The 26879-nt window shown below is 44.7% G+C and carries 21 protein-coding genes and 1 pseudogene; 17 read left to right on the top strand and 5 right to left on the bottom strand.

What is annotated here, in order from left to right:
• Positions 1-116: 116 nt before the first annotated feature.
• The 3 genes and pseudogenes from I4V84_RS13145 to I4V84_RS20690 all read right to left on the bottom strand — a co-directional run.
• Complete coding sequence (locus I4V84_RS13145) at positions 117-776, bottom strand: HAD family phosphatase (protein WP_195992455.1); 660 nt, start codon at positions 774-776, stop codon at positions 117-119.
• Positions 770-1459 (bottom strand): thiamine phosphate synthase, encoded by a 690-nt coding sequence (thiE, locus tag I4V84_RS13150; protein WP_173718366.1) that lies wholly within the window; start codon positions 1457-1459, stop codon positions 770-772. Before thiE ends, I4V84_RS13145 begins: the two co-directional genes overlap by 7 nt.
• A gap of 45 nt (positions 1460-1504) precedes the next feature.
• A pseudogene (locus I4V84_RS20690) lies at positions 1505-1648 on the bottom strand (DUF6783 domain-containing protein); the annotation flags it as partial.
• Between I4V84_RS20690 and I4V84_RS20695 the strand changes: the two are divergent.
• The 16 genes from I4V84_RS20695 to I4V84_RS13225 all read left to right on the top strand — a co-directional run bounded on the left by I4V84_RS20695 (position 1586) and on the right by I4V84_RS13225 (position 22034).
• Entirely contained in the window at positions 1586-1750 is a 165-nt protein-coding gene (locus I4V84_RS20695; RefSeq protein WP_319017146.1) for a DUF6783 domain-containing protein, read from the top strand. The pseudogene I4V84_RS20690 and the gene I4V84_RS20695 sit on opposite strands and share 63 nt — an antisense overlap.
• Positions 1751-1868: 118 nt before the next feature.
• On the top strand, positions 1869-2522 hold the full coding sequence (locus I4V84_RS13155; protein ID WP_195478090.1) for a hypothetical protein: 654 nt from the start codon (positions 1869-1871) through the stop codon (positions 2520-2522).
• Positions 2523-2731: 209 nt separating this feature from the next.
• Positions 2732-3265 carry a TetR family transcriptional regulator gene (locus I4V84_RS13160; RefSeq protein ID WP_173716084.1) on the top strand — a complete coding sequence of 178 codons (534 nt, stop codon included), beginning with the start codon at positions 2732-2734 and terminating at the stop codon, positions 3263-3265.
• Between the two features lie 43 nt (positions 3266-3308).
• Complete coding sequence (locus tag I4V84_RS13165; RefSeq protein WP_195478088.1) at positions 3309-3461, top strand: nucleotidyltransferase domain-containing protein; 153 nt, start codon at positions 3309-3311, stop codon at positions 3459-3461.
• 284 nt (positions 3462-3745) lie between these two features.
• Complete coding sequence (locus I4V84_RS13170) at positions 3746-4186, top strand: hypothetical protein (RefSeq protein WP_195478087.1); 441 nt, start codon at positions 3746-3748, stop codon at positions 4184-4186.
• A gap of 38 nt (positions 4187-4224) precedes the next feature.
• Entirely contained in the window at positions 4225-6057 is a 1833-nt protein-coding gene (ftsH, locus tag I4V84_RS13175) for an ATP-dependent zinc metalloprotease FtsH (RefSeq protein WP_195992457.1), read from the top strand.
• Entirely contained in the window at positions 6054-6596 is a 543-nt protein-coding gene (locus I4V84_RS13180; RefSeq protein ID WP_187565804.1) for a DUF308 domain-containing protein, read from the top strand. The genes ftsH and I4V84_RS13180 overlap by 4 nt, the downstream gene beginning before the upstream one ends.
• A 99-nt stretch (positions 6597-6695) precedes the next feature.
• A complete protein-coding gene (locus I4V84_RS13185) occupies positions 6696-7682 on the top strand; it encodes a LacI family DNA-binding transcriptional regulator (RefSeq protein WP_118581958.1) in 987 nt (328 codons plus the stop codon).
• A 605-nt stretch (positions 7683-8287) separates the two neighbouring features.
• On the top strand, positions 8288-9550 hold the full coding sequence (locus I4V84_RS13190; protein WP_173716089.1) for an ABC transporter substrate-binding protein: 1263 nt from the start codon (positions 8288-8290) through the stop codon (positions 9548-9550).
• Between the two features lie 205 nt (positions 9551-9755).
• Positions 9756-10637 carry a sugar ABC transporter permease gene (locus I4V84_RS13195; protein ID WP_118581952.1) on the top strand — a complete coding sequence of 294 codons (882 nt, stop codon included), beginning with the start codon at positions 9756-9758 and terminating at the stop codon, positions 10635-10637.
• Positions 10634-11497 carry a carbohydrate ABC transporter permease gene (locus I4V84_RS13200; RefSeq protein ID WP_330382723.1) on the top strand — a complete coding sequence of 288 codons (864 nt, stop codon included), beginning with the start codon at positions 10634-10636 and terminating at the stop codon, positions 11495-11497. Before I4V84_RS13195 ends, I4V84_RS13200 begins: the two co-directional genes overlap by 4 nt.
• 97 nt (positions 11498-11594) lie before the next feature.
• Positions 11595-13088 carry a glycoside hydrolase family 32 protein gene (locus I4V84_RS13205; protein ID WP_195992459.1) on the top strand — a complete coding sequence of 498 codons (1494 nt, stop codon included), beginning with the start codon at positions 11595-11597 and terminating at the stop codon, positions 13086-13088.
• Between the two features lie 73 nt (positions 13089-13161).
• Positions 13162-14970 (top strand): amylosucrase, encoded by a 1809-nt coding sequence (locus tag I4V84_RS13210; RefSeq protein WP_173716134.1) that lies wholly within the window; start codon positions 13162-13164, stop codon positions 14968-14970.
• Between the two features lie 297 nt (positions 14971-15267).
• The gene (locus I4V84_RS13215) at positions 15268-17871 is read left to right on the top strand and encodes a glycoside hydrolase family 2 protein (protein WP_195992461.1); all 2604 of its coding nucleotides are present in this window, start codon (positions 15268-15270) and stop codon (positions 17869-17871) included.
• 275 nt (positions 17872-18146) lie between these two features.
• Complete coding sequence (locus I4V84_RS13220; protein ID WP_195992462.1) at positions 18147-19511, top strand: GH1 family beta-glucosidase; 1365 nt, start codon at positions 18147-18149, stop codon at positions 19509-19511.
• A 132-nt stretch (positions 19512-19643) separates the two neighbouring features.
• Positions 19644-22034 carry a TIM-barrel domain-containing protein gene (locus I4V84_RS13225; protein WP_195992463.1) on the top strand — a complete coding sequence of 797 codons (2391 nt, stop codon included), beginning with the start codon at positions 19644-19646 and terminating at the stop codon, positions 22032-22034.
• 135 nt (positions 22035-22169) lie between these two features.
• Here I4V84_RS13225 and I4V84_RS13230 read toward each other — a convergent pair whose 3' ends face one another.
• Complete coding sequence (locus I4V84_RS13230; RefSeq protein ID WP_195992464.1) at positions 22170-22805, bottom strand: GNAT family N-acetyltransferase; 636 nt, start codon at positions 22803-22805, stop codon at positions 22170-22172.
• 41 nt (positions 22806-22846) lie between these two features.
• Positions 22847-24013, bottom strand: a complete 1167-nt coding sequence (gene fliB / locus I4V84_RS13235; RefSeq protein ID WP_195992465.1) for a flagellin lysine-N-methylase — start codon at positions 24011-24013, stop codon at positions 22847-22849.
• Positions 24014-24419: 406 nt separating this feature from the next.
• On the opposite strand from fliB, the gene I4V84_RS13240 reads away from it, so the two are divergent.
• Positions 24420-26846: a diguanylate cyclase gene (locus tag I4V84_RS13240; RefSeq protein WP_195992466.1), complete on the top strand. Its 2427-nt coding sequence runs from the start codon at positions 24420-24422 to the stop codon at positions 26844-26846.
• Positions 26847-26879: the final 33 nt, after the last annotated feature.

Genomic DNA, 26879 nt, shown 5'->3' on the forward strand with positions numbered 1-26879 from the left:
CTACGGCTCCTTCCTCCATCTTGCATATGAAGAAATCATCCTGCGTCAATGTAGTAGATACTTGGTTGAATAAAGAATATCGGGAAGCAATTAAGCTTCCCGACAAATAAAAAGTTCTATAGATTTTTTGTAAAATTAATAAACTCTTCCGACTCACCGTAATCATGAATCCGACAGTTTGCCAGACGCTGTATTTCCTCTTGATTTTCTTCATGAGAGTCGTACACAGCAGTGGTATAGAAGCCATCTTTCTTAGCTGTAGTAAGGGCATGAAGAGAATCTTCAAAGACCATGGTATTGGTTCGGTCAGTACCAAGAAATTTCAAGGCTTCCCGATAAATGGTTGGTTCGTCCTTTCCGGCACCCACAGAGGAGCAGGTAAAGATTTCGCTGAAATAGTCAAGCACTCTGCAACGTGCCAGGGCAGCTTCCACGAGGGAGCGCTCTGTAGCAGTGGCAATACACATTTTGACTCCAGTCTCATGAAGCTGAGCCAGAAATTCTTTCAGATGAGGCTTCAGCTGAGCTTCATAGCGGTAGAAATCATCTACAATTGCTACAGCACTCTTGATCAATTCATCTCGGGTCTGTTTTACACCATAGTGCTCAATAAAATAGTCAGCTGCCTGGTGGAGACTCATAGTGGCGATTGCTTCATCCAGATCCGGTTCAGGTTCAATTCCCTGGCTTCGCAGGTAATTTTCGCCTACATGATCCCAGGCTGACATAGAATCCAGAATCGTGCCATCCAGATCCCAGATGGCACCCCTTAACATGAAATTCCTTTCCTGGAAGATGCATTGTCTTTGGAAATACAAGTAGAATCTTTCATTTTGAGAGTAAGCTCTTTAAGCTCTCTGGTTGCTTTTGTAATATCTTCAGCTGCAAAGATGGCACTTACAACTGCAATTCCGCAGATACCGCTTCCAGCCAGCTCCATTACATTGTCATGTGTAATTCCGCCAATGGCAATAACAGGAATATTTACAGCCTCACATATTTGTTTTATAGTTTCATGGCTGATATTGCCGGCATCTTTTTTGGTTCCGGTTTGGAATGCGGCACCTACTCCCAGATAATCTGCGCCATTTTTTTCAGCAAGAACAGCCTCTTCAACTGTATGCGCAGAAACGCCGATGATTTTGTCAGAACCGAGGATGGCTCTGGCATTACCAGCAGCCATATCCTCCTGCCCTACATGAACGCCATCGGCATTGATTTCTTTTGCAATTTCTACATTGTCATTGATCACGAATGGTACATGATAGCGCGCACATAACTCTTTGATTTCCGCAGCTTCTTTGCGAAAACTATCTGTATCCAGAGTTTTTTCGCGTAGCTGAATGAAGGTAGCCCCACCTTTTAAGGCTTCTTCGACCTGGTCATATAAAGTTCTGCCATTTAACCAGCTGCGGTCAGTAACGGCATAAAGTAAAAGATCTTTTTTATTGCAGTTCATTGGTAAAACCTGCCTTTCACATGTAACTTGTGCTTCAAACACACTCTAATACATTATATAAAGCTGAATCTGGAAAGTAAAGGTAATTATTAAGCTAGAGCCTGTTTGAAAAATCATTCCCGCAATCTGCACGCCCCACTTTGCGGGAGATTTTGCCCGAATTCGGTTGCCGTAGCTCGCTACGGCGCCCTCATCCGGACAAAATCTCCCACAAACTGTGACGCACATCTTGCAGAAAGCCTTTTTCAAACACGCTCTAGAGCGTGTTTCTGCGAAGATCGAGAATCGTAACCCATAATGTTTGTTACACGAACAGGAATCTGTACATTGAATAACGAAAAGTGATATGTTAGACTAATATTAAAATTGTGTTTTTGTTGGTTTACAAAAAAGAGAGGAAGGTTTGATTATGGATCAATTTGAGAGGATGAAGGTGACACGGCAGGCGATGAATGGCAGGATGTGTCTGATGTTTGGTGGTATTTTCCTGATGTTTTCAGCCATTACCTCCACGATCATGTATGGAATCAATTTCTTTATGACAGCTCTGGAAGCAGATAAAGGAACTGCAGAGTATGTAGAACTTCTTGAGAATGCCGGAGTGGGAAGTGGACTTCTGAAAGGGATTGGTATCTGTTTTATTGCAGTAGGAATCTGGGAAGCTGTAGTTGGATTTCTATCTGTAAGGAACTCCAACAGAGTAGATAAGAGCAGATTTTCTGTAAAACTGGCCATATCTCTTCTTATAACTGAGATTGTCATGCAGGTAATTCTGTTTTTTACCGGATTGATGAATCTGGGGCTTCTTTTTACAGCCATTGTACTTCCGCTGTTTTTACTTTGGGGTGCCACCCGTTTAGGCAAAGTTGCCAAGGCTGATCCGGAACGCAAATTTGCAGTAGACCCAGCCAGGAAGAAATCCTCCCAGCAATCTCAACCGGCTGCCCCGAAGAAGAGCATTCGTGAGAGAGCCGCTATGCAGGTGCGAGAAGATGCAGTGGTACCAGAGAAACAAGATACTGTAGATGAGGAAAATATTGCAGATTCAGAAGAGTCAAATTAGAAACTCAAAGTATGAATATAAGCATTATTGGAAAATGCAGTGGGTATAAGCGTCATAGGAAAATTGTTAAAGATATATAACCTGTGAAATTGTATGAGCTGTAGTTAGTCGTTGTTGCCGATAATATGATTTGCATGTAGCTATTAAGGTATAAGAAATAGAGACTGTTTATGATTCAACACCGGATAAAGGAAAGAGAACCACAGTATATGGACATGAAAGAAATCATCACAGAAGCAGCCCGTAAGCTGGTTCTGGAGAAAAAAGTAAAGAAGCTTACAGTAAAGGATATTGTGGAAGAGTGCCAGATCACCAGGCAGGCATTTTACTACCATTTCGAAGGAATACCGGATATGATTCAGTGGAGCATAAAGCAGGGAACCAGGCGGCTGCTGGAGGCGTGCAAAGAGCAGGGTGGCGCAGAAGCAGCGCTGAAGTATCTGTTTGTTTTTGCCATCAATGCTATACCCGAAGTGCGAAAAGGAATAGAAAGTAATTATGGAAAAGAACTGGAACAAACCCTTATGCAAGGAACCTACGAGCTGTTTGAGAGCATTGTGGAGGAAGAAAATCTGTACCGGAACTACAGCCGCCAGGAACTGAAGTTGATCCTCCGTTACCACAGCCATGCTATCTTTGGTATTTTCCAGGACTGGACACCGGAGGATACGAAGAATCTGGATATGATCGTACACGAAGTCTATTTGATTATGATGGGAAAGAATGCTCCAGAAGAACTATAAAATATCGTTTGACTGTATTTACAGGAAATGGAGGCGGCAAAGTATGGGCTATGATCTTCCAGAAAGGGTTGTAAAAGATATTGTAACGTTTGCTAAGAGGTATTCTGTCAGAAAAGTTATATTGTTTGGATCGCGTGCAAGGGGAAACAATACAGAAAGAAGCGATATAGATATAGCGGTATATGGCGGAGACTGACTGGGAATAGAATCCAGAGGCCGATTGCAAATACATGGAGGAAACTAAATAAGAGATCAAACGGGCGAGGTGTATTTTTTACACTTTGTCCGTTTTGTCTATACACGGTGAAATTTCTGACTATCGACACTTTCTTTTGCTTGTACTAGAATAAAATTATCAGGATTACGGAGCGTGATTGTGACGCACATCTTGCAGAAAGCCTTTTTCAAACATGTTCTAGAGACTGTTTGAGGAAGGATGGAAATGATAACGTAATCCGCAAGGAGAGGAGGGAACCATATATGGCACATGAAATTTTATCCGTAAAAATGTACGAGCTGGATAAAAAACTGGAACAGACCCACAGTCGGATTCAGATGGCGGAGAGTATGGATACGGAAAGACTCCACCAACAGATCCAGAACCTTCGACAGGAATGTCAGGAAAGCCGTATCACTTTGGAAAACAGACTTCGCCATTCCAAGACAGACTGTGTAATGAAGCTGGCAGGCGTCTATGACCAGGTGGAAGCAGCAGTTGGAAAAGTGCTGGAGGCAGAAAACATTAATTTGAAAAATAAGGAGCCAATATTTGGAAATGTGCTCCCGGGAACGGAGAAGAAAATCCTCACCGCAGAATACGCCCTTGATTTTGCAATGCAGGCAGTAAACCGGGCACTTCTGGTATCGCTGGAGGCTATTGAAGCCCAGCGTCTGGAAGAGAAGAAAGAGGCAGAAGAGTGAGTAGACGCTATTAGTTTACATAAGAAAGGACTACAACCATGAAAGAAGTAAAAACCCCAAAAAAGCCGTTGATCTATTACTACGGCATTGTGCTTCTGGTACTGATCGTCTTTAACCTGGTGGTTTCCCCAATCTTGATGGAGCATCAGGTAGAAGAAACCGATTATGGTACCTTCATGAGCATGATCAATGAAAAAAACATCGGCAAAGTAGAAGTAGAAGATAACCAGATCGTCTTTACCGACAAGAACAACGAAAAAATATATAAAACCGGTCTTATGAATGACCCCGATCTCACCGACCGTCTGTATGAGTGCGGTGCCACCTTTACCAAAGACATTGACCAGCAGACCTCCCCGATTCTCAGCTTCCTGGTAACCGGACTTCTGCCGTTGATCATTTTCATAGTTCTTGGAAATTATATGGCGAAGAAGCTGATGGAGCAGGCTGGAGGCAAAAACTCCATGGCATTTGGCATGGGAAAAAGCAATGCAAAGGTTTACGTTCAGTCCAGTGAAGGAATCCGTTTCTCAGATGTAGCCGGAGAGGATGAAGCCAAGGAAAACCTTGCAGAGATTGTAGATTACCTTCACAACCCGAAGAAATACACAGACATGGGAGCCTCCATGCCGAAAGGCGTTCTCCTTGTAGGCCCTCCAGGTACTGGTAAAACAATGCTTGCCAAAGCCGTTGCCGGAGAAGCGAATGTTCCATTCTTTTCCATGTCCGGCTCTGAATTCGTAGAAATGTTTGTAGGTATGGGTGCTTCCAAAGTTCGTGATCTTTTTAAGCAGGCGAAAGAGAAAGCCCCATGTATCGTATTCATTGATGAGATCGATGCCATCGGTAAAAAACGTGATGGCCAGGTTGGTGGTAACGATGAGCGTGAGCAGACACTGAACCAGCTGCTTACAGAGATGGATGGTTTCGAAGGCAACAATGGGGTTATCATTCTGGCAGCTACCAACCGCCCGGAATCCCTTGACCCGGCACTTACCCGTCCAGGACGTTTCGACCGCCGCGTACCAGTTGAGCTTCCCGATCTTGCAGGACGTGAAGCAATTCTGAAGGTTCATGCAAGAAAAATCAAAGCATCCGATGATGTGGATTTTCACACCATCGCACGTATGGCATCTGGTGCATCCGGAGCCGAGCTGGCAAATATTGTAAACGAAGCAGCACTTCGTGCAGTCCGTGACGGACGTACAATCGTTACAGAAGCAGACCTGGAAGAGAGCATTGAAGTGGTAATCGCTGGTTACCAGAAGAAAAACGCAGTTCTCTCTGACCAGGAGAAAAAAGTGGTTTCCTATCACGAAATCGGACATGCCCTGGTGGCAGCCCTTCAGAACCATTCCGCTCCTGTTCAGAAGATTACTATTATTCCGCGTACTTCCGGTGCACTCGGCTATACCATGCAGGTAGAAACTGGTGACAAGTATCTGATGACAAAGAAAGAACTGGAAAATAAGATTGCAACCTTCACCGGCGGACGTGCTGCAGAAGAAATCGTGTTTGGCGAGATCACCACAGGCGCTTCCAACGATATCGAGCAGGCAACCAAGATTGCCAGAGCTATGATCACTCGCTACGGAATGACCGACGAGTTCGACATGGTGGCTATGGAAACCGTTACCAACCAGTACCTTGGCGGCGATGCATCCCTTTCCTGCTCTGCAGATACCCAGAAGGAAATCGATGAGAAGGTCGTAGAATTAGTAAAGCGAGAACATGAAAAAGCCAAAAAGATCCTGACAGACAACCGTAAAAAACTGGATGAACTGGCTATGTTCCTTTATGAAAAAGAAACGATAACTGGCGAAGAGTTTATGAAAATTTTAAATAACAAAGAGGAGAGTGAGGAAAAATGAGAAGACGTTCACGTTATGGCTGGCTGGAACTCATTGAGGGAATCCTGCTGATCCTTCTTGGGATTTATACGTTGTGTAATCCGGGCGGCATGCTCCGCGGAATTACCTTTGCGTATGGTTTTCTTGCTGTCATCACCGGAATTTCAGATATTGTATTTTATGCAAAAACAGAGCGCTATATCGGCTTCGGACCTACCATTGCTCTGGTGACTGGAATTTTAAGTCTCCTTGCCGGACTAATGCTTCTGATGTACCCAAATGCCGGAGAGCTGATCATGACCCTGCTTCTCCCAATCTGGTTCATCGCTCATTCTGTTTCCAGATTGACCCACATCCCTCTGGTCCGTCTGGCAGGAAAATTTTACTATTACTTTACCTTGATTGTAAATATCCTTGGAATCACCCTTGGTTGTCTGATGATCATCTGGCCGTGGGTAGCGTTGTTTTCAACGGGCTTTATTATTGGCGGTTATCTGATCCTTCTTGGAATCGACTGCGTGGTGATGGCCTGCAGTGACATGGATGCCGGATGGATGTAGAAACAGGATGTATTTACCGGTTGACACAAGAAACTACGAGGTGATAAAATCAAGATGAAATAAAAAAACTGCAGCTCGCAATAAAGGAGATTTACATATATGGCAACACTTAAGGATGTGGCGAAGGCCTCAGGCCTAACGGTAGGAACAGTTTCCAGAGTCCTGAATAACAGAGGATATATCAGTGATAAGACCCGTGAGAAAGTATATCAGGTGATGAAAGAGCTGAATTATCAGCCTAATGAGACAGCTCGCGCACTGTCAAAGCAGAAGAGTAATACGATAGGAGTTATTTTGCCGAATATTGAACATCCTTATTTTGCCAAGGTACTAAGCCGTTTGGAGCGAGAGGCTGCGAAGCAGGGATATCGTATCATGCTTTTTGTTTCCAGGTATAAAGAAGAACGTGAGGAACAGTGTATTGAGATGTGCAAGAGCGAAAGAGTGACCGGCGTTGTTCTTTGCAGTGGAAGTTTTGAAACTGAGAAATTTGAAGATCTTGATTTCCCGTTGATCACATTGGAACGTTCTATGGATGAAGGGACATCCGGGATTGAATGTGATAACTATCAGGGCGGTGTGCTGGCAACGGAGCTTCTGATTGAGAAAGGCTGCAGGAAGCTGATGTTTATCGGCGGAGTAAGTGCAGGGGTTGACATTCATATGCCAGGAGATCTCCGCGAGGTTGCATTTCGTGATATCTGTAAGAATCGAAATGAAGAAAATGTGGTTATGGTAACGGATAACCGTCTTTTTGATTCTCTGGAATATTATGAATATGTAAGACAGGCACTGGTGGATAATCCTGATGTGGACGGTGTATTTGCCAGTTCAGATGTTATTGGTGCCTATGTACTGCAGGCATGCGCAGATCTGGGAATCAAGGTTCCGGAGCAACTGAAGATCGTAGGTTTTGATGATGTGAATATTGCCCAGTTTACAAGTCCGGGACTTACGACAATTCATCAGCCTGTGGAACAGATGGCAGAATTGGCAGTAGCAGCTATTGCGCAGATTGATGAGGGGAAAGTTGTACCTACTAAGACAGTATTTCCGGTTACACTGGTTGAGCGAGGGACGACTTGAACGCAGATAAGCATTTCCCCGCTTCAAGTGCGCGGAGCACTAAGCGGCGAGTGAGGGGGGATGCTTCTGTCAGTGGGAGCCTTCAGCTCCCACTGACAGATCGCGAAGCGACTGCGTTCATGAGCAAACAGCGAAGCGGATTGCGAATGTCCGCTTTACTGAATTGTTAATATTTTTTTATCTTCGAAAAATTTTCCAGTCAGTTGTCATATTGTGTATTCTGGGGTGTTTTTGAAACATTTCAGAATACAATATGACAGCTGATTTTTTGTATAGCAGGAAATTACTCTGTAATATTTCTGCTATACAAAAAAACGCTTCGCGCGGAATTGATCAGATGCATAAGGAATATGACATACGGTTGTGATAAAAAATGAAGCAATTTTCGTAAAAAAACAAGAAAAATAAAATAAATGAACTACAGACACGAAAAAAGCATGTAAAAGTGCACAAAACATAAAGAGATAAATAGTATAAATGTAACAAAGTGATGTGAAATGGACAAAAATATATGACAACCGCTTGACATATTTGAGACGCAATGCTATCATACAACCATAAAGAAAACGTCCGAACAAGAACGTAAAAAACAGGAGGAAGCAAAAATGAAAAAACGTATTTCAATGGCAATTGCAGTTGCAACTGCAGCAGCAACAATGGCAAGTGTATCTGTACCGGTTATGGCAGACGATGTGAACATCACAATTTTTAACTCCAAAATGGAGGTTCAGAGCCAGTTCGAAGAATTAGCTGCTCAGTATGCAGAAGAGACCGGCGTTGGCGTAGAGGTTTATTACAACAGTGATACAGTATCTGCTCATCTGGCTACCAGATATTCTGCGAATGATCCATATACAATCGCTATGGTAGACCCGAAAGATATCTATTCACTTGCAGCAGACCATGCAATTGATTTAAGCGATCAGAGCTGGGTTAATGAGACTGATTACGCAATCGGAGTTGACGGACAGATCAATGGTTTCCCGACCTGCCTTGAAGCACGCGGTGTTATTTACAATGCAGATGCAATCGAAGCAATCACAGGCGAGACATTCAATCCGGATGATTACAAGACACTTGATTCTTTTAAAGAGCTTCTTGAGAAACTGAAAGAAGGCGGAATGGAAACACCTACCGGTATCATGAAAGAGGACTGGTCCCTTGCAGCTCACTTCCTTGCTGAGGTTTACGAGCAGCAGCCAGATGTAGAAGCATTTGTTTCCTCTCTTTATGAAGGAACAGCAGACCTTGCAAACAATGAGAAATTCAATTCTCTTATGGACTTCTTCGATGTAATGATGGAGAATAACTACGCAAAAGATTCTGCAATCGCTGCAGAGCGTGAGACAACCGAGATGATGCTTGCTGAAGGACAGATCGCATTCATGTTCGGAGGAAACTGGGACTGGTCCGTAATCAATGCATATGATTATACAGAGAATATGGGAATGATGCCAGTACCGCAGAACACAGATGACGGATCCAATGAGAAGCTTGTTGGTGGAGGTTCCAAATTCATGATGATCGATTCCTCTGATGCAACAAGTGATGAGCAGCGTCAGGCAGCTAAGGACTTCCTTACATGGCTTGCTGATTCCGATGAAGGACAGAGCTTCATTGCTGAGACATGTGCACTTGTACCTGCATTCTCTAACAATGAAAAAGAAGTATCCGATCCACTTGGAAAATCTGTTAAGAAATATGCAGATGAAGGCTCTCTGATTGATAACTACAATTACCTTCCGGATGATCATCTTTCCATTTGTGGTGCAACCTTCCAGAAATATCTCGCAGGACAGATTGACAGAGCTGAGTTTGCAGCAGAGATTGAAGACTACTGGAAGAACACAACTCCTGTAGAGCACTAAGAATTATCCTTTGGTAACAACTTATTAATTTAACAAACATACTGTAGTTTTATAGAAATTTGCCACCCCTCAAGAGGCTGCACGCCTGTGCCATGCGGCGTGCGGCCTCTTTCCCTCACAAAAAGAAAAGTACTGGATTATAGATTTTCGGAGGCAGCGGGAAAAGGGTGGAGACAAAAAAGAAAAGGGAAAGGGGATCGTGATTATGGAACAAAACACCATGAAATATAAAGTAAAACAGTACTTGATGTTCGCTGGCGTTTCCACTGTCCTGTTTAGTGCAGTTGTAATCCTTCCATTTATCTACGGATTATATCTTACATTTACAAGCTGGGACGGTGTTTCAAAAGACAAACCATTTGTTGGACTGGCAAACTACATTGCTACATTCCAGGATGCAGCTTACTGGCAGGCACTTGGACGTACCTTGATTTATTCTGTTATCGCTGTAATTTTGGTAAACGTGGTAGCATTTTTCCTTGCATACCTTCTTACCAGCGGAATTAAAGGTCAGAACTTCTTCCGTGCAGGCTTCTTTGTTCCGAACCTGATCGGTGGTATCGTACTTGGTTATGTATGGAAATTCGTATTTAACCGTGCATTTGTATCACTTGGAAAATCTCTTTCTGTAGGTGCTCTTTCCACCTCCTGGCTGGCAACCACCAACGGTGCAATGGCATGTCTGATCATCGTATCTGTGTGGCAGTACGCAGGATATATGATGCTGATCTATGTAGCCGGATTTATGAGCGTATCCAAGAGCCTTATGGAAGCAGCCCAGATCGACGGCTGCACCAAGACACAGGCAACCATTAACGTAACGATCCCACTTATGAGATCTTCTTTTGTACAGTGTCTTTTCTTAACGATCACAAGATGCTTTATGGTATATGATGTAAACCTTTCCCTGACAAAAGGTGAGCCATTTAACTCTTCTGTAATGGCAGCTATGCACGTATACAATCAGGCATTTACTTACAAAAATTACGGTACCGGCCAGGCAGAGGCATTAATTCTGTTTGTTGTCTGCGCAATCGTAGGAGTTACTCAGGTTTACATTGGTAAGAAAGGGGAGGTGGCAGCATGATGGATGAAAACAAAAAAGCAGCTCAGAAGAAAAAAGTCAGCCATTTTATTACAATAGCAGTGCTGGTTATCCTGTTTCTGGCATTTATCTTCCCGTTTATCATGGTAATTTTCAATGCGTTTAAGACAAAAGGTGATATCACGGCAGATCCGCTGGCACTGGTTGGCTCTCACGGCTTTATTCTGACTAACTTTACAGATGCCATGAAAAAGATGAACTTTGCAACATCTTTTACAAACTCTCTTTTGATTACTACAGTTTCTACGATCCTTACAATTATGCTTTCTGCAATGACAGCGTTTGTAATTGTTCGTAATAAATGGAAAGCATGCGGTATTCTGTTTTCCCTGATGATTGCATCTATGGTTATTCCGTTCCAGGTACTTATGATCCCGCTGGTTTCTCTTTACGGTGGTATCTTTGGAGTACTGAACAGCCGTATTACTCTGATCCTTATGCATGTGGGATTTTCCCTTTCCATGGCAACATTCATGTTCCACGGTGCAATTCACACCAGCGTTCCGATGGAGCTGGAAGAAGCAGCATTTATTGATGGATGTACCAGATGGCAGACATACTGGAAAATTGTATTTCCGCTTCTGAAACCAACCATCGCAACAGTTGCGATTATTGATGCAATGGCATTCTGGAATGATTACCTTCTTCCAAGCCTTGTTCTCGGACGTAAAGAACTGTATACTCTTCCGATTGCAACACAGGCATTCTATGGTACTTATTCAACAGACCTCGGACTGGTAATGGCCGCCCTCCTTCTGGCTATGCTCCCGATCCTGGTTCTGTATCTGTTCCTGCAGCGTTACATCGTTGAAGGTGTTACCTCCGGAGCAGTAAAAGGTTAAAACCAAAATGGGGTCCAATGATAGTAATATTTTTGGGCCCCATAATTACTATCTTGAAATGTGTTTTGATTAATAAATAACAACAGGAGATATGATTATGATAAGTCAGACTTTAAGAGATGCCAGAAGATACGAAGATGCAATGGCTCAGAATATTACACCTTTGGAGAGACCGGAATTTCATTTATCTCCAAAGGTTGGATGGATGAATGACCCCAATGGTTTTTCTTATTATAAAAACAAATTTCATTTATTTTACCAGTATTATCCATATGATTCCCAGTGGGGACCAATGCACTGGGGACATGCGGTAAGTGATGACCTTCTTCACTGGGAATACCTTCCGGCAGCCATTGCCCCGGACATGCCATATGATTATGTGGGATGTTTTTCAGGAAGTGCCATTACGCTTCCAGATGGAAAACAGCTTTTTATGTACACCAGTGTGCGAAAAGAAGCACAGCCGGATGGAGGTGTCCGCGATATACAGACACAAAGCCTTGCAGTCGGTGATGGGATGGATTATGAAAAGGATGTACGAAATCCGATTCTTACAGCAGAAGACATGCCGGAAAACAGCAGCCCCTTTGATTTCCGTGATCCGAAAATGTGGAAATGCGAGGATGGCACTTACCGCTGCGTGATCGTAAATGACAGGGCGGACGGAACAGGCGGCCGTATTCTTCTGTATAGAAGTGAAGATGGGTTTAACTGGGAGTTTGAATCCGTAATGCTTTCTAATGATGGCAGATTCGGAAAAATGTGGGAGTGCCCGGATTTCTTTACCCTGGATGGAAAAGATGTAGTACTTGTAAGCCCTCAGGATATGCTTCCAAAAGGCTTTGAGTACCACAATGGTGATGGAACTCTTTGCCTGATTGGTAAATTTGATGAGGAGACCAAAACCTTTATTCCGGAAAAAGACCAGGCAGTGGACTATGGTATCGACTATTATGCAATGCAGACAGTGGAAGCACCAGACGGAAGAAGAATTATGATCGGCTGGATGCAGAACTGGGATACATGTGCGAATAACAGAATTCCGAAGGGAAAATGGTTTGGACAGATGAGCCTTCCAAGAGAGCTTTCCATTAAAGACGGCCGCCTGATCCAGAAACCGGTTCGGGAAATTGAGAAGCTTCGCACAAATAAGACAGAATATAAGAATGTTGCTTTTGAGGATGTAATTCGTCTGGATGGCATAGAGGGAAGATGCGTGGATATGGAAATCACTCTTCGCCCGGCAGATGCGCAGAATATTTATAAGAAATTTGCAGTGCGTTTTGCCCAGAATGATACGTACCATACAGCAGTAAGCTTTCGCCCTTATGAATCCGTATTAAAAATCGACCGTAAGTTTTCCGGCTCCAGACGCGCAATTATCCATCAGAGAAGAAGCCTTGTGAACAGTGAAAATGGAGAGATTAAGCTTCGTTTGATCCTGGATCGTTTTAGTGCTGAGATTTTTGTAAATGATGGAGAGCATGTGATGACTGCAACGATTTATACAGATCTGGAGGCAGATGGAATTTCCTTCTTTGCAGATGGAAAAGTGGAGATGGATGTTACGAAGTACGAGCTGAAGCTTTGAGAATTGCCGGCAGATACGAGGAGGATATAAAGTGAAGCAAAGAGAGAAAACAGATAAGATCTTTCAGGATCGTATGGCAAAGAAAACAGATGAATTACGCTGGCTGTACATGGAGCTTTATGGAAATGATTCCATGTTTTTCGAGTTATGCGATCAGCTGCACCGCTTCTATGAAGAACGAAGCAGCACATTGAAGGCACTGGATCAAAAGCGTGAAGCAGATCCGGGCTGGTATAAGAAAAATGACATGCTTGGCATGATGTTTTACATAGACAATTTTGCAGGAAACATGAAAGGTGTGGAAAGCAAGCTTGACTATCTGGAAAAAAACAACGTAAATTACATTCATCTGATGCCGTTTCTGGATACGCCGAAAGGCCGTTCTGATGGCGGTTATGCAGTGGCTGATTTCCGTAAAGTACAGGAAAATCTGGGAACGATGGATGATCTGGAGGCACTTGCCGGTGCCTGCCACAAAAAAGGCATCAGCCTGTGTATGGATTTTGTTATGAACCATACTTCGGAAGACCATGAATGGGCAAAAAAAGCCCGCCAGGGCGACGGGGAATATATGAGCCGTTATTTCTTCTACGACAATTCGTATATTCCATCCCTCTATGAGAAAACAGTGCCTCAGGTATTTCCGACCACAGCTCCGGGTAACTTTACCTGGCTGCCGGAAATCGGGCATTATGTAATGACCACCTTTTACCCCTATCAGTGGGATCTGAACTATGGAAATCCTCGGGTTTTCAATGAGATGATGTATAATTTCCTTTTCCTTGCAAACAAGGGAATTGATGTAATCCGAATTGATGCAGTTCCCTATATCTGGAAAGAGCTGAACACACCATGCCGGAATCTTCCGCAGGTACACACCATTGTGCGTATGATGCGCCTGATCAGCGAGATTGTATGCCCGGGAGTGATTCTTCTTGGAGAAGTAGTTATGGAGCCTGAAAAGGTTGTGCCATACTTTGGAACTGTAGAAAAACCGGAATGCCATATGCTATACAACGTAACTACAATGGCAACTACATGGCATACCGTTGCCACCAGGGACGTGCGTCTTCTGAAAAAACAGCTTGATATTGTAAATGGTCTGCCGAAGGATTACGTATTCCTGAATTATCTGCGCTGCCACGATGATATTGGCTGGGGACTGGACTATGCCACACTTCAGCAGGAAGGCATTGAAGAACGTTCTCATAAGAAATATCTCAATGACTATTTCCAGGGCTTTGCAGGGGAGAGCAACAGCCGCGGAGTGCTTTACAATGAGGATCCGGTAACTGGAGATGCAAGATTCTGCGGAACCACCGCTTCCATGTGCGGTATTGAGAAGGCGGGATTTGAGAAAAACAAAGCGGCAATGGAAAAAGCAATCCAGCTGGATGTTATGCTTCATGCCTATATGTTCATGCAGTCAGGAATTCCTGTGATCTACAGTGGAGATGAAATCGGACAGGTAAATGATTATTCATACAAAAATGATCCGGACAAAGCACCGGATTCCCGATACATTCACAGAGGGGCTATGAATTGGGATCGCGCAGCCATGAGCGGCAACGCCAGAACTGTGGAGGGTAAATTGAACAAACGTCTGCTCCAGCTGGAAAAAATCCGCAAAACAGAGAAGGCATTTATGACAAATGCGGATACCTGGACTGTGGATACATGGGATAACAGTATTCTCTGCATTGGCCGTTATTATGAAGGAGAGAAAATTTACGGCCTGTTTAACTTCAGTGAATATGATAAGACAGCATGGATTAATGAACGTGATGGAATTTACAAGGATCTGATCACCGGACAGGAGATGGAGGCTGCAGGTGTAAATGTGCCTGCATATGGCTTCTTCTGGCTGAAAAAAATTAACTGATGAAGAAACACCCGGGAACAGAGGATTGTCTCTGTACTCCCGGGTGTTTTTTGTGAACAAAGTTCACAGAAAACATGAGGATTAAGTTTGCGCAGCAAATGCTACTTCTTGTGCTTGTCACAAGAAGGTTCGTCTTTCTGTGCATCGCGAAGCGTGTTACTGGTCGGCGTGAACAGTAAATCATAAACAGTAACAATCTCCACTGGTATATGGTTGACATTGCTTCATAGGACTGTTAAATTATATTTACATATCTTAATATTTTTGAACGGCTTGCTGACAAGAAAGGATAACCATATGATAAAGCGAGACTTAAAAGACAATTTTCAGATATCCATCAGCGGCCAGGACACCTGGTATGACATGAATGTGCCCGGCTCCGCCATGGAGACTTTTTGCAAAGAAGGAATTCTTCCGGATCCATATTATGGAATGAATGAGTACAAATGGACAGAATTCTGGAAAAATGATTTTGATATCAGAAGCACTTTTTCTGTAAGCGCAGAAGAGATTGCCAGCGAAGAGATTCTTCTTACCTTCTACGGAATTGATACTGTAGCAGATGTCTTTTTAAATGGAAAGAAGCTTGGACATACTGAGAACATGCACCGCACCTGGGTCTACCAAGTGAAAGAGCTGGTAAAAGAAGGCGGGAACCTTCTGGAACTCCATATCGCTTCCCCGGTAAAATTTATTGAGGCTTACAAACCGGAGAAAGGAAGAGAGATTCATTTTACCAACACCGGAACTACCCCTGGAAGCCAGTACATTCGTAAAGCACACTCCATGTTCGGCTGGGATTGGGGCCCAAAGCTTCCAGATGCGGGACTTTTCCGCGGTGTGGAGCTTTGCTGCTTTGATAATGCAAGACTGGGCGAATCCCTGATCTGCCAGGAGCATGTGGATGGAGCCGTGACACTTCATATTGGAAGTGAAATTGAGAAAGCAGATGGACAGGTTGTAAAAGCTGGAAATACTGCTATGCAGTCAAATGGAAATTCAGCAGAAAATATTGCCGCAGAGCTGAAAGAAAGTACAGTAGAAAGTGTTGACAGACAGGTTCGGGAAAGCGCAGCTGAAATCTCTGCAGAACAGCCAGAATCTGGAGACAGCGCACAGCCCGGAGTCAGCGGCTTACAGCTTTTCTACGAACTCCGTGACCCATCCGGTGCTCTCATCTACACTGGCACCGATTCTGATATAAAAGTAACAAACCCTGCTTTGTGGTGGCCAAACGGCTACGGCAAACAGCTTTTATACACCCTGACAATCCAGCTGAAAGCCGGCGAGACCGTTCTTGATACCAGGGAATATCGCATCGGTCTGCGAACTGTCACGGTATCCCGTGAGGATGACCAGTGGGGTCAGGAATTTGCTATCATGGTAAACGGCGTAAAGATTTTTGCCCGGGGCGCAGATTACATTCCAGATGACTGCTTCTACCCAAGAATCACCAGAGAAATCCTGGAGCGCGATGTAAAAGCCTGCGTATTTGCAAACTTTAACTGTCTTCGCGTATGGGGCGGCGGATATTATCCATCCGACGAATTCTACGCTCTCTGCGATGAATACGGAATTCTCCTTTGGGAAGATCTGATGTACGCCTGCAACATTTACGACGTAACACCGGATTTTGCAGAGAATATTGCAATTGAAGCAAAAGACAATATCCTCCGTTTCCGCAATCATGCCTGCCTTGGCCTGATCTGTGGAAACAATGAGCTGGAATGCGCATGGACAGACTGGAAGGATACTCAGGGACATGCACCGTCTCTTAAGAGAGACTACCTGTATCAGTTCGAATTTCTCCTTGCAGATGTGGTAAAAGAAAACGCACCAGATGCATTCTACTGGCCGTCTTCCCCGTCATCAGGAGGAAGCTTCGACAATCCATGTGATGAGAACCGCGGCGATTGCCATTACTGGGATGTATGGCATGGTCAGAAACCATTCAGTGAGTACATGAAACACTATTTCCGTTTCTGCTCCGAGTTCGGCTTCCAGTCTCTTCCATCTATCAAGACAGTAGAGACCTTTACCGGGGAGAAAGACCGCAACCTTTTCTCCAGAGTTATGGAGAGCCATCAGAAAAATCCGGCGGCAAACGGCAAGATCCTGTATTATTTATCCGAGACCTTCCGTTATCCGAAAGACCTGGAAAGCCTGATCTTCCTAAGCCAGATCCTTCAGGGATACGCCATGAAGGAAGCGACTGAGCATTGGAGAAGAAACCGCGGCAGATGTATGGGAAGTATTTACTGGCAGTTCAATGATAACTGGCCGGTTGCGTCCTGGTCTAGTATGGACTATTACGGAAGATACAAGGCCCTCCATTATATGGCAAAAGGCTTCTGCGACAATGTGGCAGGAAGCATTGAGAAAAAAGAGACTCACATGGGCTTCTGGATTTCAAACGAGACACTTGACCTGATAACGGTAAAAGCGAAAATCGCGGTGAAAACACTGGACTTCCAGGTGATCGAGGAGCAGGAAGTATCCAAAAAAGTACCTGCACTCAGTGCAGAATGCCTGTTTGAGAAAGAATACAAGGAATTGATCGCAGGTCGTGATGACAGCGTATTCTTTGTTGCCGAATATGAGTATGAACAGAACGGACAGAAGGTTTCCAAGAAAGAATTCGAGACATTTGTCCCAGTCAAATATCTGGAACTGAAAGATCCTGCATTTAAGGTTACTGAGAATGCAGACGGAAGCGTTTCCATTCAGACAGATACTTTTGTTCCATATTGCATGCTGGAGGGAATCAGCGCGGATACCATCTGGAATGAGAATGTGGTTGCATTTACAGACAAGGAAGCAGTCACACTTGTGCCGGTGGAAAACCAGAAGATTTCCAGAGACGGCGTCCGGATTTACGATATTTATCATACATATCATTAATAAAATGATATGGGTGTCAAAAGGTCTTTTGCCACTCATTTGATACCCGGATTGCTACGCAGCTACGCTGCTCCCGCAATCCTCCAAATATTCGAAATCCGCAACAAAACGTCAGATACGTAATTTTTGCTGGTAGACAGAGGTTTGTAGAATTAAGCAAAAGTAAAAATAGAGCGATCGCATAAAATGTTACGAGACATAGATCAACCAATCAGGAGAATCGAAACACGCATTTGAAAAATTCTCCCCTACATAATAGAGAAAGGAATTACACCATGGGATTTAAGAAAGATTTTATCTGGGGCGGTGCAACCGCTTCCTATCAGGTAGAAGGCGCTGCTTATGAAGAAGGAAAAGGCCTGAATATCTGGGATATTTTCTGCAAAGACGGCGGACACATTTATGAGAACCAGACAGGTGATGTAGCCTGCGACCAGTATCACCGCTACAAAGAAGACGTTCAGATCATGAAAGAAATGGGCATGAAAGCATACCGCTTTTCTCTTTCCTGGGCGCGCATCATGCCGGAAGGCACAGGCGCAGTCAATGAAAAAGGTCTGGAATACTACGACAACCTGATCAATGAACTTCTGGACAACGGAATTGAGCCATTTGTTACCTTATATCACTGGGATCTTCCATACGCACTTCATTTACAGGGCGGCTGGATGAATCCAAATTCTCCATCCTGGTTTTACGAGTATGCAAAAGTAGTGGCAGAGCATTTCTCAGACAAAGTAAAGAATTTCTTCACCATCAATGAGCCGCAGTGCATAGTTGGCCTTGGATATCAGATCGGTGAGCATGCACCAGGACTGAAGGTTGGCCCATCCGATTATTTCCGTATCTGGCACAACGTACTGAAAGCCCATGGACGTGCAGTAGAAGCGCTTCGTGAGTTCAGCAAACAGCCTGTAAAGATCAGTATGGCACCATGTGGAGCCCTTTATGTTCCGGAAACAAACAAGCCGGAAGATATTGAAGCCGCAAGAAAAGCAAACTTCAGTCTCCCGGAGAACTCCATCGGAGCCTGCAGCTGGGACGTTGCTCTTTGCTGTGATCCGGTTTATCTGGGACAGTATCCAGAGGATATTCTGAAAGAATTTGGACAGTTTTTCCCGAAAGTAACAGATGCCGATATGAAGCTGATTTCACAGCCACTTGATTTTTTTGGACAGAACATTTACAATGCCGTAACTGTTCGTGCCGGTGAGGATGGAAAAGCAGTCCGCGCAGCACGTTACGATGGTTTCCCACAGACTGCAATTGGCTGGCCGGTAACTCCGGAGGTTCTGTACTGGGCGCCAAAATTTATGCAGGAGCGTTATAAGAAGCCGTTTATGATCACAGAGAATGGCATGGCTTCCCATGACTGGGTAGGTGTGGACGGAAAGGTTCACGACCAGGCCCGCGTAGATTTTATGGCTCGTTATCTTGGCGCTTACAAGCGTGCAGCTGAGGACGGTGTGGATCTGGCAGGATATTTCGCATGGTCCGTAATGGACAATTTCGAGTGGGCATACGGATATTCCCAGAGATTCGGACTTGTTTATACAGACTACAATACACAGAAGCGGATCTGGAAGGATTCCGCATATTTCTACAAAAATATTATCGAAACAAACGGAGAGAATCTGTAATTCAGGAGGTTGCCCATGACAAATCAGAGGGGCAGAAAGAAAAGTGTAGCAGCAGTTTTTACTGGTTGAAAAAGCAGTAGAAAACGTATATAGAAACAACTAAAAACCTTAAGAGTTTGAGAGGATACATATATGTTTGAGAATAATCTGTGGACGATGGAACCAATTGGCAGACCGGAGAACACCATCCAGGGTGATAAATACCGCTTCACCCTGCTGACTCCCTGCCTGATCCGAATGGAATACAGGGAAGACGGCAAATTCGAAGACCGTCCTACCCAGGTCGTATGGAACCGTAAATTTGATCCGGTAGACTTCCGTGTGGAAAAGAAGGACGAGGGCTTTGAGCTTTTCACCGACAGAATGCACGTCACCTACACTGGCGGACCTTTTACCCAAAACAGTCTGAACTTAAACGCAGTAGGCGGTCAGAACGCCTATGGTGCAGTATGGTATTATGGGGAAAAAGGTGACAATCTTGGCGGAACTGCAAGAACTTTGGATGAGGTAGATGGGGAATGCCCACTCCAGGAGGGAATTATGTCCAGAAGCGGCTGCTCTCAGATTGATGACAGCCATTCTCTGGTGCTGGATGAAAACGGATGGACTCAGGTGCGCACAGGAGATGGGGTGGACATTTATGTTTTCGCTTATGGAAATGATTACAAAGAAGCTTTGAATGATTTTTACCGTCTCACCGGAAAAACTCCTATGCTCCCAAGATATGCCCTTGGAAACTGGTGGAGCCGTTATTACGCTTACACAGAAGACAGCTACAAGGCGCTTGTAACCCGCTTTGAGAAAGAGAAGATCCCATTTTCTGTTGGCGTTCTGGATATGGACTGGCACCTGGTAGAGGAAGTGGACCCAAAATATGGCAGCGGCTGGACCGGATATACCTGGAACAAAAAGTACTATCCGGATCCGGAGCGTTTTATGAACTGGCTTCATGACCATGGAATGAAAATCTCTGTAAACCTTCATCCGGCTGGTGGAATCCGCGCCTTCGAGGAAGCATATCCGGCTATGGCGAAGGAACTGGGAGATGTAGATACCGAACACGAAGCTCCCATCGATTTTGACATCACAAGCCGCAAATTCCTGGAAGCATATTTCAAATGTGTGCTTCATCCAGAGGAAAACAAAGGCGTTGATTTCTGGTGGATCGACTGGCAGCAGGGCAATATCACGAAGGTCCCTGGTCTGGATCCACTGTGGATGCTGAACCACTATCACTACCTGGACAATGCCCGCGATGGAAAACGTCCTCTTACTTTTTCCAGATATGCAGGACCTGGTTCACACAGATATCCGGTAGGTTTTTCCGGTGATAGTATCGTAACCTGGGAGTCCCTGAATTTCCAGCCTTATTTTACCAGCACAGCTTCCAACATTGGATATGGCTGGTGGAGCCACGATATCGGCGGGCATATGCTTGGCTATCGAGACAATGAGCTGGCACTTCGCTGGGTACAGCTTGGCGTATTTTCTCCAATTAACCGTCTGCACAGCAGCAAAAATGAGTTTATGGGAAAAGAACCGTGGCAGTTCCCTATGGAGATCGGTGAGGTTATGAAGGAGTTCTTAAGACTTCGTCACCAGATGCTTCCGTATCTGTATACCATGAACTACAGAGCATATAAAGAGAACACGCCTTTGATCCTGCCAATGTACTACACATATCCGGCAGAGCAGGTGGCTTACACAGTGAAGAATGAATATGAGTATGGAACCGCATTTATTGTAGCGCCTGTTACGGAGAAATCTGTCCAGGGCGTTGGAAGAGCCAGGACTCATGTATGGCTGCCAGAGGGTACTTACATTGATTTCTTCACAGGTCTGGTATACTCCGGCGACAGAGAGATGGATATGTACCGTGACCTTCATTCCATACCGGTTCTGGCAAAAGCAGGTGCCATTGTGCCGATGACTGAGGAAATCTTTGGACAGGAAGCAGCCAGAAATCCGGAAACTATGACCATCCGTGTATACGGCGGTGCAGACGGCAGCTTCCAGCTTTACGAAGACGACAACGAGTCCAACGCTTACCTGAAAGACGAGTGCGTTCTCACAGACATGGATCTGAAGTGGAGCACTGGCCGCTTCGTCATCCACAAGGCAGCGGGCAGGCTGGAACTGATCCCGCAGAAGAGAACCTGGACTGTAGAGTTCTGGGGTGTGAAGGACACCGAGGTTACCGTAGAAGTGGAAGGTACAGGGGTAGAAGCTTCTAAAAAGTACGATGAAGCACTTGGCTGCCTGGCGGTAAGTGTTCCGGAAACCGCTGCAACCTCTGAAATCATCATTACTCTGGGAGCTCCGGAGCTTCGTGAGAATGATGTGAAAACCCAGGTATTCAACCTTCTCAACCAGGCTGAAATCCCATACATGGAGAAAGTAGCCATTATGGAAATTCTGGACAAGAAGATTTCCAACGCCGCCAAACTCACCCAGCTTACCGCAATGCATCCGGAAGAAGGAATTGTGGGAGCAGTGGGAGAGATTTTGACTGCGATAGAGTAAGATATAAACAGAATATTGAAGACAGTAAAAAGCCCGGGAGTATTTGCTCCCGGGTGTTTTAATAAGCTGTTATTTAAGGGGGGAACAGTCCGCATACAGCATTGAAGTATTTTTCAATCTGTTAAGCATTTAAAATCAGCAGTAAATCTCTGGAGGAATCTGTGCAAAGGGAATCACATCGGGCTGTCTGTCAGGGTGATCGGCGATGATCTTCTCCATCCAGACCATATTGTACCAACGCCCGAACTTGTAAGCGCATTTGTGAAATTCTCCTACCATGGAATACCCCAGATGCTGATGAAACTGAATGCTGTTATGGTTCAGATATTCGTCATCCACTACAGGACTGGCGATGCAGGCATTCAGGTTGGTCATATTCTGGGCGGCAAGCGCTTTTTCCAGAGAAGCGTAAAGCGCCTTGCCGATTCCGGATTTTCTTTCGGATTCTCTTACATAGATGGAAGTTTCCACAGACCAGGCATAGGCTGCCCGGGCGTGGAGTGGTCCTGCGTAGGCGTAGCCTGCAATTTCAGTACATGCACTGCAGTTCCCTTCACCCCTGATGCCTGGTGCGGAGCTGTTTATTTCCCGTTCGGCTACAAGATAAGGATACTGCTGTAGTGTGTGTGCAATCCGCTTCCGGAATTCTTCTGCAGAGGGAACTTCATATTCGAAGGTAATTGCAGTGTGCTTTACATAAGGTGCATAAATGGAAAGGAGCGCCTCTGCATCCTCTGGGGCTGCCGGGCGGATGATAACTGGTAATGACATGGCAAGATTCCTCCTTTGTAGTTGCAAACGAAAATTTCGTTTTAACAGATTTTCAGCATGTTTTCCAGAGCAAACAGCTTATCAGAAGCAAGTAAATCTTCAAACGCATTCAGGTTCAGATCTGAATGCTCCAGCTCTCTGGAGAAACGGTAACAAATATCTATCTGGTCCTCCAGACAGAACACCCGTCCATTTTTCAGGTAAGCGCCCATATCCAGCTCATGAATCAGCAGGGTACAGACCACAGCCATTTTTACCTTTGCGAAAATTTCGCCGTCGTAAACAGCACCGCAGAAATATGTGTAAATCCAATACACAAGCAGCTGCTCTTCCTGAATATTCCAGTCTGGGTAAGCCTTTTCGAAATCAGCCCGGTTCTGAGAGTAAACAGAAGCGGGGGAGACACCGGAAGACTCTGCACTGCTATAAAGCGCCTGTAAATTTTTTTTCAGAAATTCCTGCCAGTCCGGTCTGAGAACCTCCATTTTGGGAACAACCGCCTTCCACATGGTCTTCAGAAGTTCATCTGGCGCAGCCTTTTTATTCATATGCTTCTGCACCTTGGAAGTAAAGGCTTCGCCATATGCAGAGGCTTTATGGCGCTCCCGGATCTCTTCCCATTTGAAAAGCTGGTTCCGGTCTGCACAGCGCTGGAAATCACTGGCTGCAGCCAGTATTTTCCACATACGAAGCCGCATGGGAATCTGCCGGTTCTGCAGCACCTCAAGAAAGTATTCCCTGGTATCTTCAAGGGCAGTGAAAAGCATATAGTCAAAATCATCATAAGTTTCTTCCGGGGAGGCAACCTCTGCTGTCTGGAAGGTTACCTTTTCCCTTTTGCCAAGCAGAATCCTGGCTGCTTCCGGACAGGAAAGAGACAGGGAATATTCCCGCAGACCTTCAAATTCTTCGATGTGCCGCGGATATTTCCGACAGGTGTCGCAAAGCATTCGTTTTCCAACCTCGCTGTAGATGTCGCAAAGGCTGTCCTCATTTAAAAATGCACACCGCTTCCCATACTGACGGAAAACCTTCTCCTTCCAGTCAATATCATTATGAAGGCGATTCCGGAAAGTACCCTTCACACGCTTATATTTTTTCAGGCTTTTGTCGTCAATGACGATCTGCCAGCCGGCACAGCAGGTGTCGGGACAGGCACCTGCAATACAGGAAAACTCTTTATAATAATCAGGTCTTGTAATCTCCATAAAAAACCTCCTGGTAACAGTGATCAGTATATTTCAAATACAACTATTGTAACGGTATTTCAAAGCTGTGTAAATCCTCTGGACAAAAAAAGTTATAGATGGTTGACATTCATGCGGTGGACTGTTAACCTCATATAGGTAAAGTTAGGATCGGAAAGAACTTAGGCAGCTATTGACCAGTCCGCGAACGATAGCTTTCTGATACCTGCACTGCGATAATTAAATCTTGACAGTTCTGTTGAAATTTCCAAAACAAATTTTAAGAATTTCAGACCGAAGAAAAATTCACATGAAACGACAGAAATATCAGGACATGATAGCACCCATATTATAAAAGCTGTCAGCTTAACAGTAAAACGGAAACTGGCGTGGGGGGGGTACCTGCACCAGCGAGGGAAATTATAAAATGAGTGAAGTTATAACTAAACAAAAGATTCTTATAGCGGATGATTCAGAAATGAACCGCGAACTTTTAGCTGCAATTCTGGAAGAGGAATATGATATCATACAGGTGAACGACGGTGTGCAGGCAGTTGACTGCCTTCAGAGGCAGGCCGAGGAGATTTCCCTGCTTCTTCTGGATATTGTTATGCCCCACATGGATGGTTTCGAGGTTCTTTCTTATATGAATAAAGAACACTGGATTGATGCTATTCCGGTTGTGATTATTTCGTCAGAAAATTCACCTATTTACATAAAACGTGGGTATGATCTGGGCGCCACTGATTTTATCGGAAAGCCCTTTGATGCAAATATGGTATTACGCCGTTCGGCCAATGCCATACTTCTTGGAGCCAAGCAGCGCCGAATGACCAGTATTGTTTCCAATCAGATTTACGAGAGAGAAAAAAGCAGCAAGCTGATGATCAATATCCTCTCTCATATAGTGGAGTTCCGCAATGGGGAGAGCGGACTTCATGTGCTGCACATTCAGACAATCACAGAAATGCTCCTTCGCCAGCTGGTTCAGAAGGAAAATAACAGATATGCCCTGAGCAAGGAGCAGATCCGGATGATTACCACAGCCTCTGCGCTTCATGACATTGGCAAGATCAGTATTCCGGATGAAATCCTGAATAAGCCAGGCAGACTTACAGCCGAAGAATTTGCAGTAATAAAGGGACATTCCATGGCAGGAGCCAATATGCTGTCAGAACTGCCGCTTGACCAGAAGGAGGAGCCTCTTGTCAAGACTGCATACGAGATCTGCCGCTGGCATCATGAACGCTACGATGGAGGCGGATATCCGGATGGATTAAAAGGGGAAGAAATCCCTGTTTCAGCACAGGTTGTGGCGTTAGCTGACGTATATGACGCATTGACCAGTGAGAGATGCTATAAAGATGCTTATTCCCATGAGAAGGCCATCGAGATGATACTGGCAGGACAGTGCGGTGCATTTAATCCGTTGATGCTGGAGTGCCTTCTGGATATTTCTTCTTCCCTGAAGAAAAAAATGGGCTATAAATCCAAGGAAAGGTATGAACAGACAGACCTTTCTGATATTGCTAGCAGATTTCACGATTTTGAGATGGATTCCTCAGAGAAAATTGTGCAGCAGCTGGAATTTGAGAGAATGCGCTATAATTTCCTGGCGGAGGGCAGCAGAAATATTGTTTTTACTTATACCATTTCACCGCCGCTACTCACCTTTAACCAGGCTGGCTGTAAACGAAGCGGGATTACAGAACCTTCATTTTCTCCATTGCAGAGCGGAGTGCTGAAAGATCTTGTGGAGGAGCAATCCCTGAAACGGCTTATCCGGAAGATTACCCAGGCCACCCGGGAAACACCGGACGTGACAAGCAATCTTTTGCTCACAGATGGAAAAAATCCCTGCCACTACCGGTGCCAATGCAGGGTAATCTGGACGGATGGTGCTGAAAAAGGCTATACAGGCGTTGTTGGAAAGCTGACAGATATTACGGATGACTATATGGTTATGGAAAACGTCCGGGAGGAAGGTTTGAAAGTCCTGGAAAAAGACCGCAGCGCAGAATTTTCCAGTTTTTATGACCGATTTAAGAAATGCGGCTTCTCTACAGATGGAACGGAAGCATGGCTTTTGCTTCAGTACCTGCAGATCTCCTATGATCTGGTTCGATATGTAGATCCTATAACGAATAAGGTTATTCATATAGAAAAAGACGGAAAAATGTGGGAGAGTGAAACTGCCTGCTCAGACATATGGAATTGTCTGGAAAAATGCAGCAACTGTATTTCCAGACTCAGCATGCAGACCAGGAAGCGCATGACAAAGCTTGAGGTTGCAGGGGATGATCCATATCAGGTGGTATCCATGTATGTAGAGATTGATGGGAAACCCTGCTGTCTGGAGATGGCTTCCAGGTTAGATGGTGATTTTATGCCAGATGGGTATTCCAGGGATGAGATCTTGTCATCTGTAAGGATTCATAAGGAGAAGGTTTATATAGACCCGGTAACCGGAGTTTATAATAAACGCTATTATGTGGAGAAGCTGAGCAAGATGGACAATGCAGCAGCTCTTATGTTTGCAGATATTAAGAACTTTAAAAGAATTAACGAGAATTTCGGACATCAGGCTGGAGATGATGTGCTTCGTCAGGTGGCTGGTGTGCTTCGGGATGTTGCGGCTGGCAAAGGCGATGTGCTCAGATATTCCGGAGATGATTTTGTGACAGTATTTTTTAAGGTTACGGAAGAGGAGCTTTCCGAAATCCAGAAGGAAATGTGCAGAAGGGTAGAGGCTCTGAGATTTCCGGAGCTGCCTGGAGTGCAGCTGAAGCTTGTTACTGCCGGTACCAGTATACCAGGCAGGGTAGAGGAAATGCTGGAGCAGGTAAGAATATAAAAAGAAAGTCCCGGCGGACAAAACCGCTCGGGA

This window comes from Ruminococcus sp. 1001713B170207_170306_F1 (assembly GCF_015668065.1).
Taxonomy (GTDB): domain Bacteria; phylum Bacillota; class Clostridia; order Lachnospirales; family Lachnospiraceae; genus Blautia_A; species Blautia_A faecis.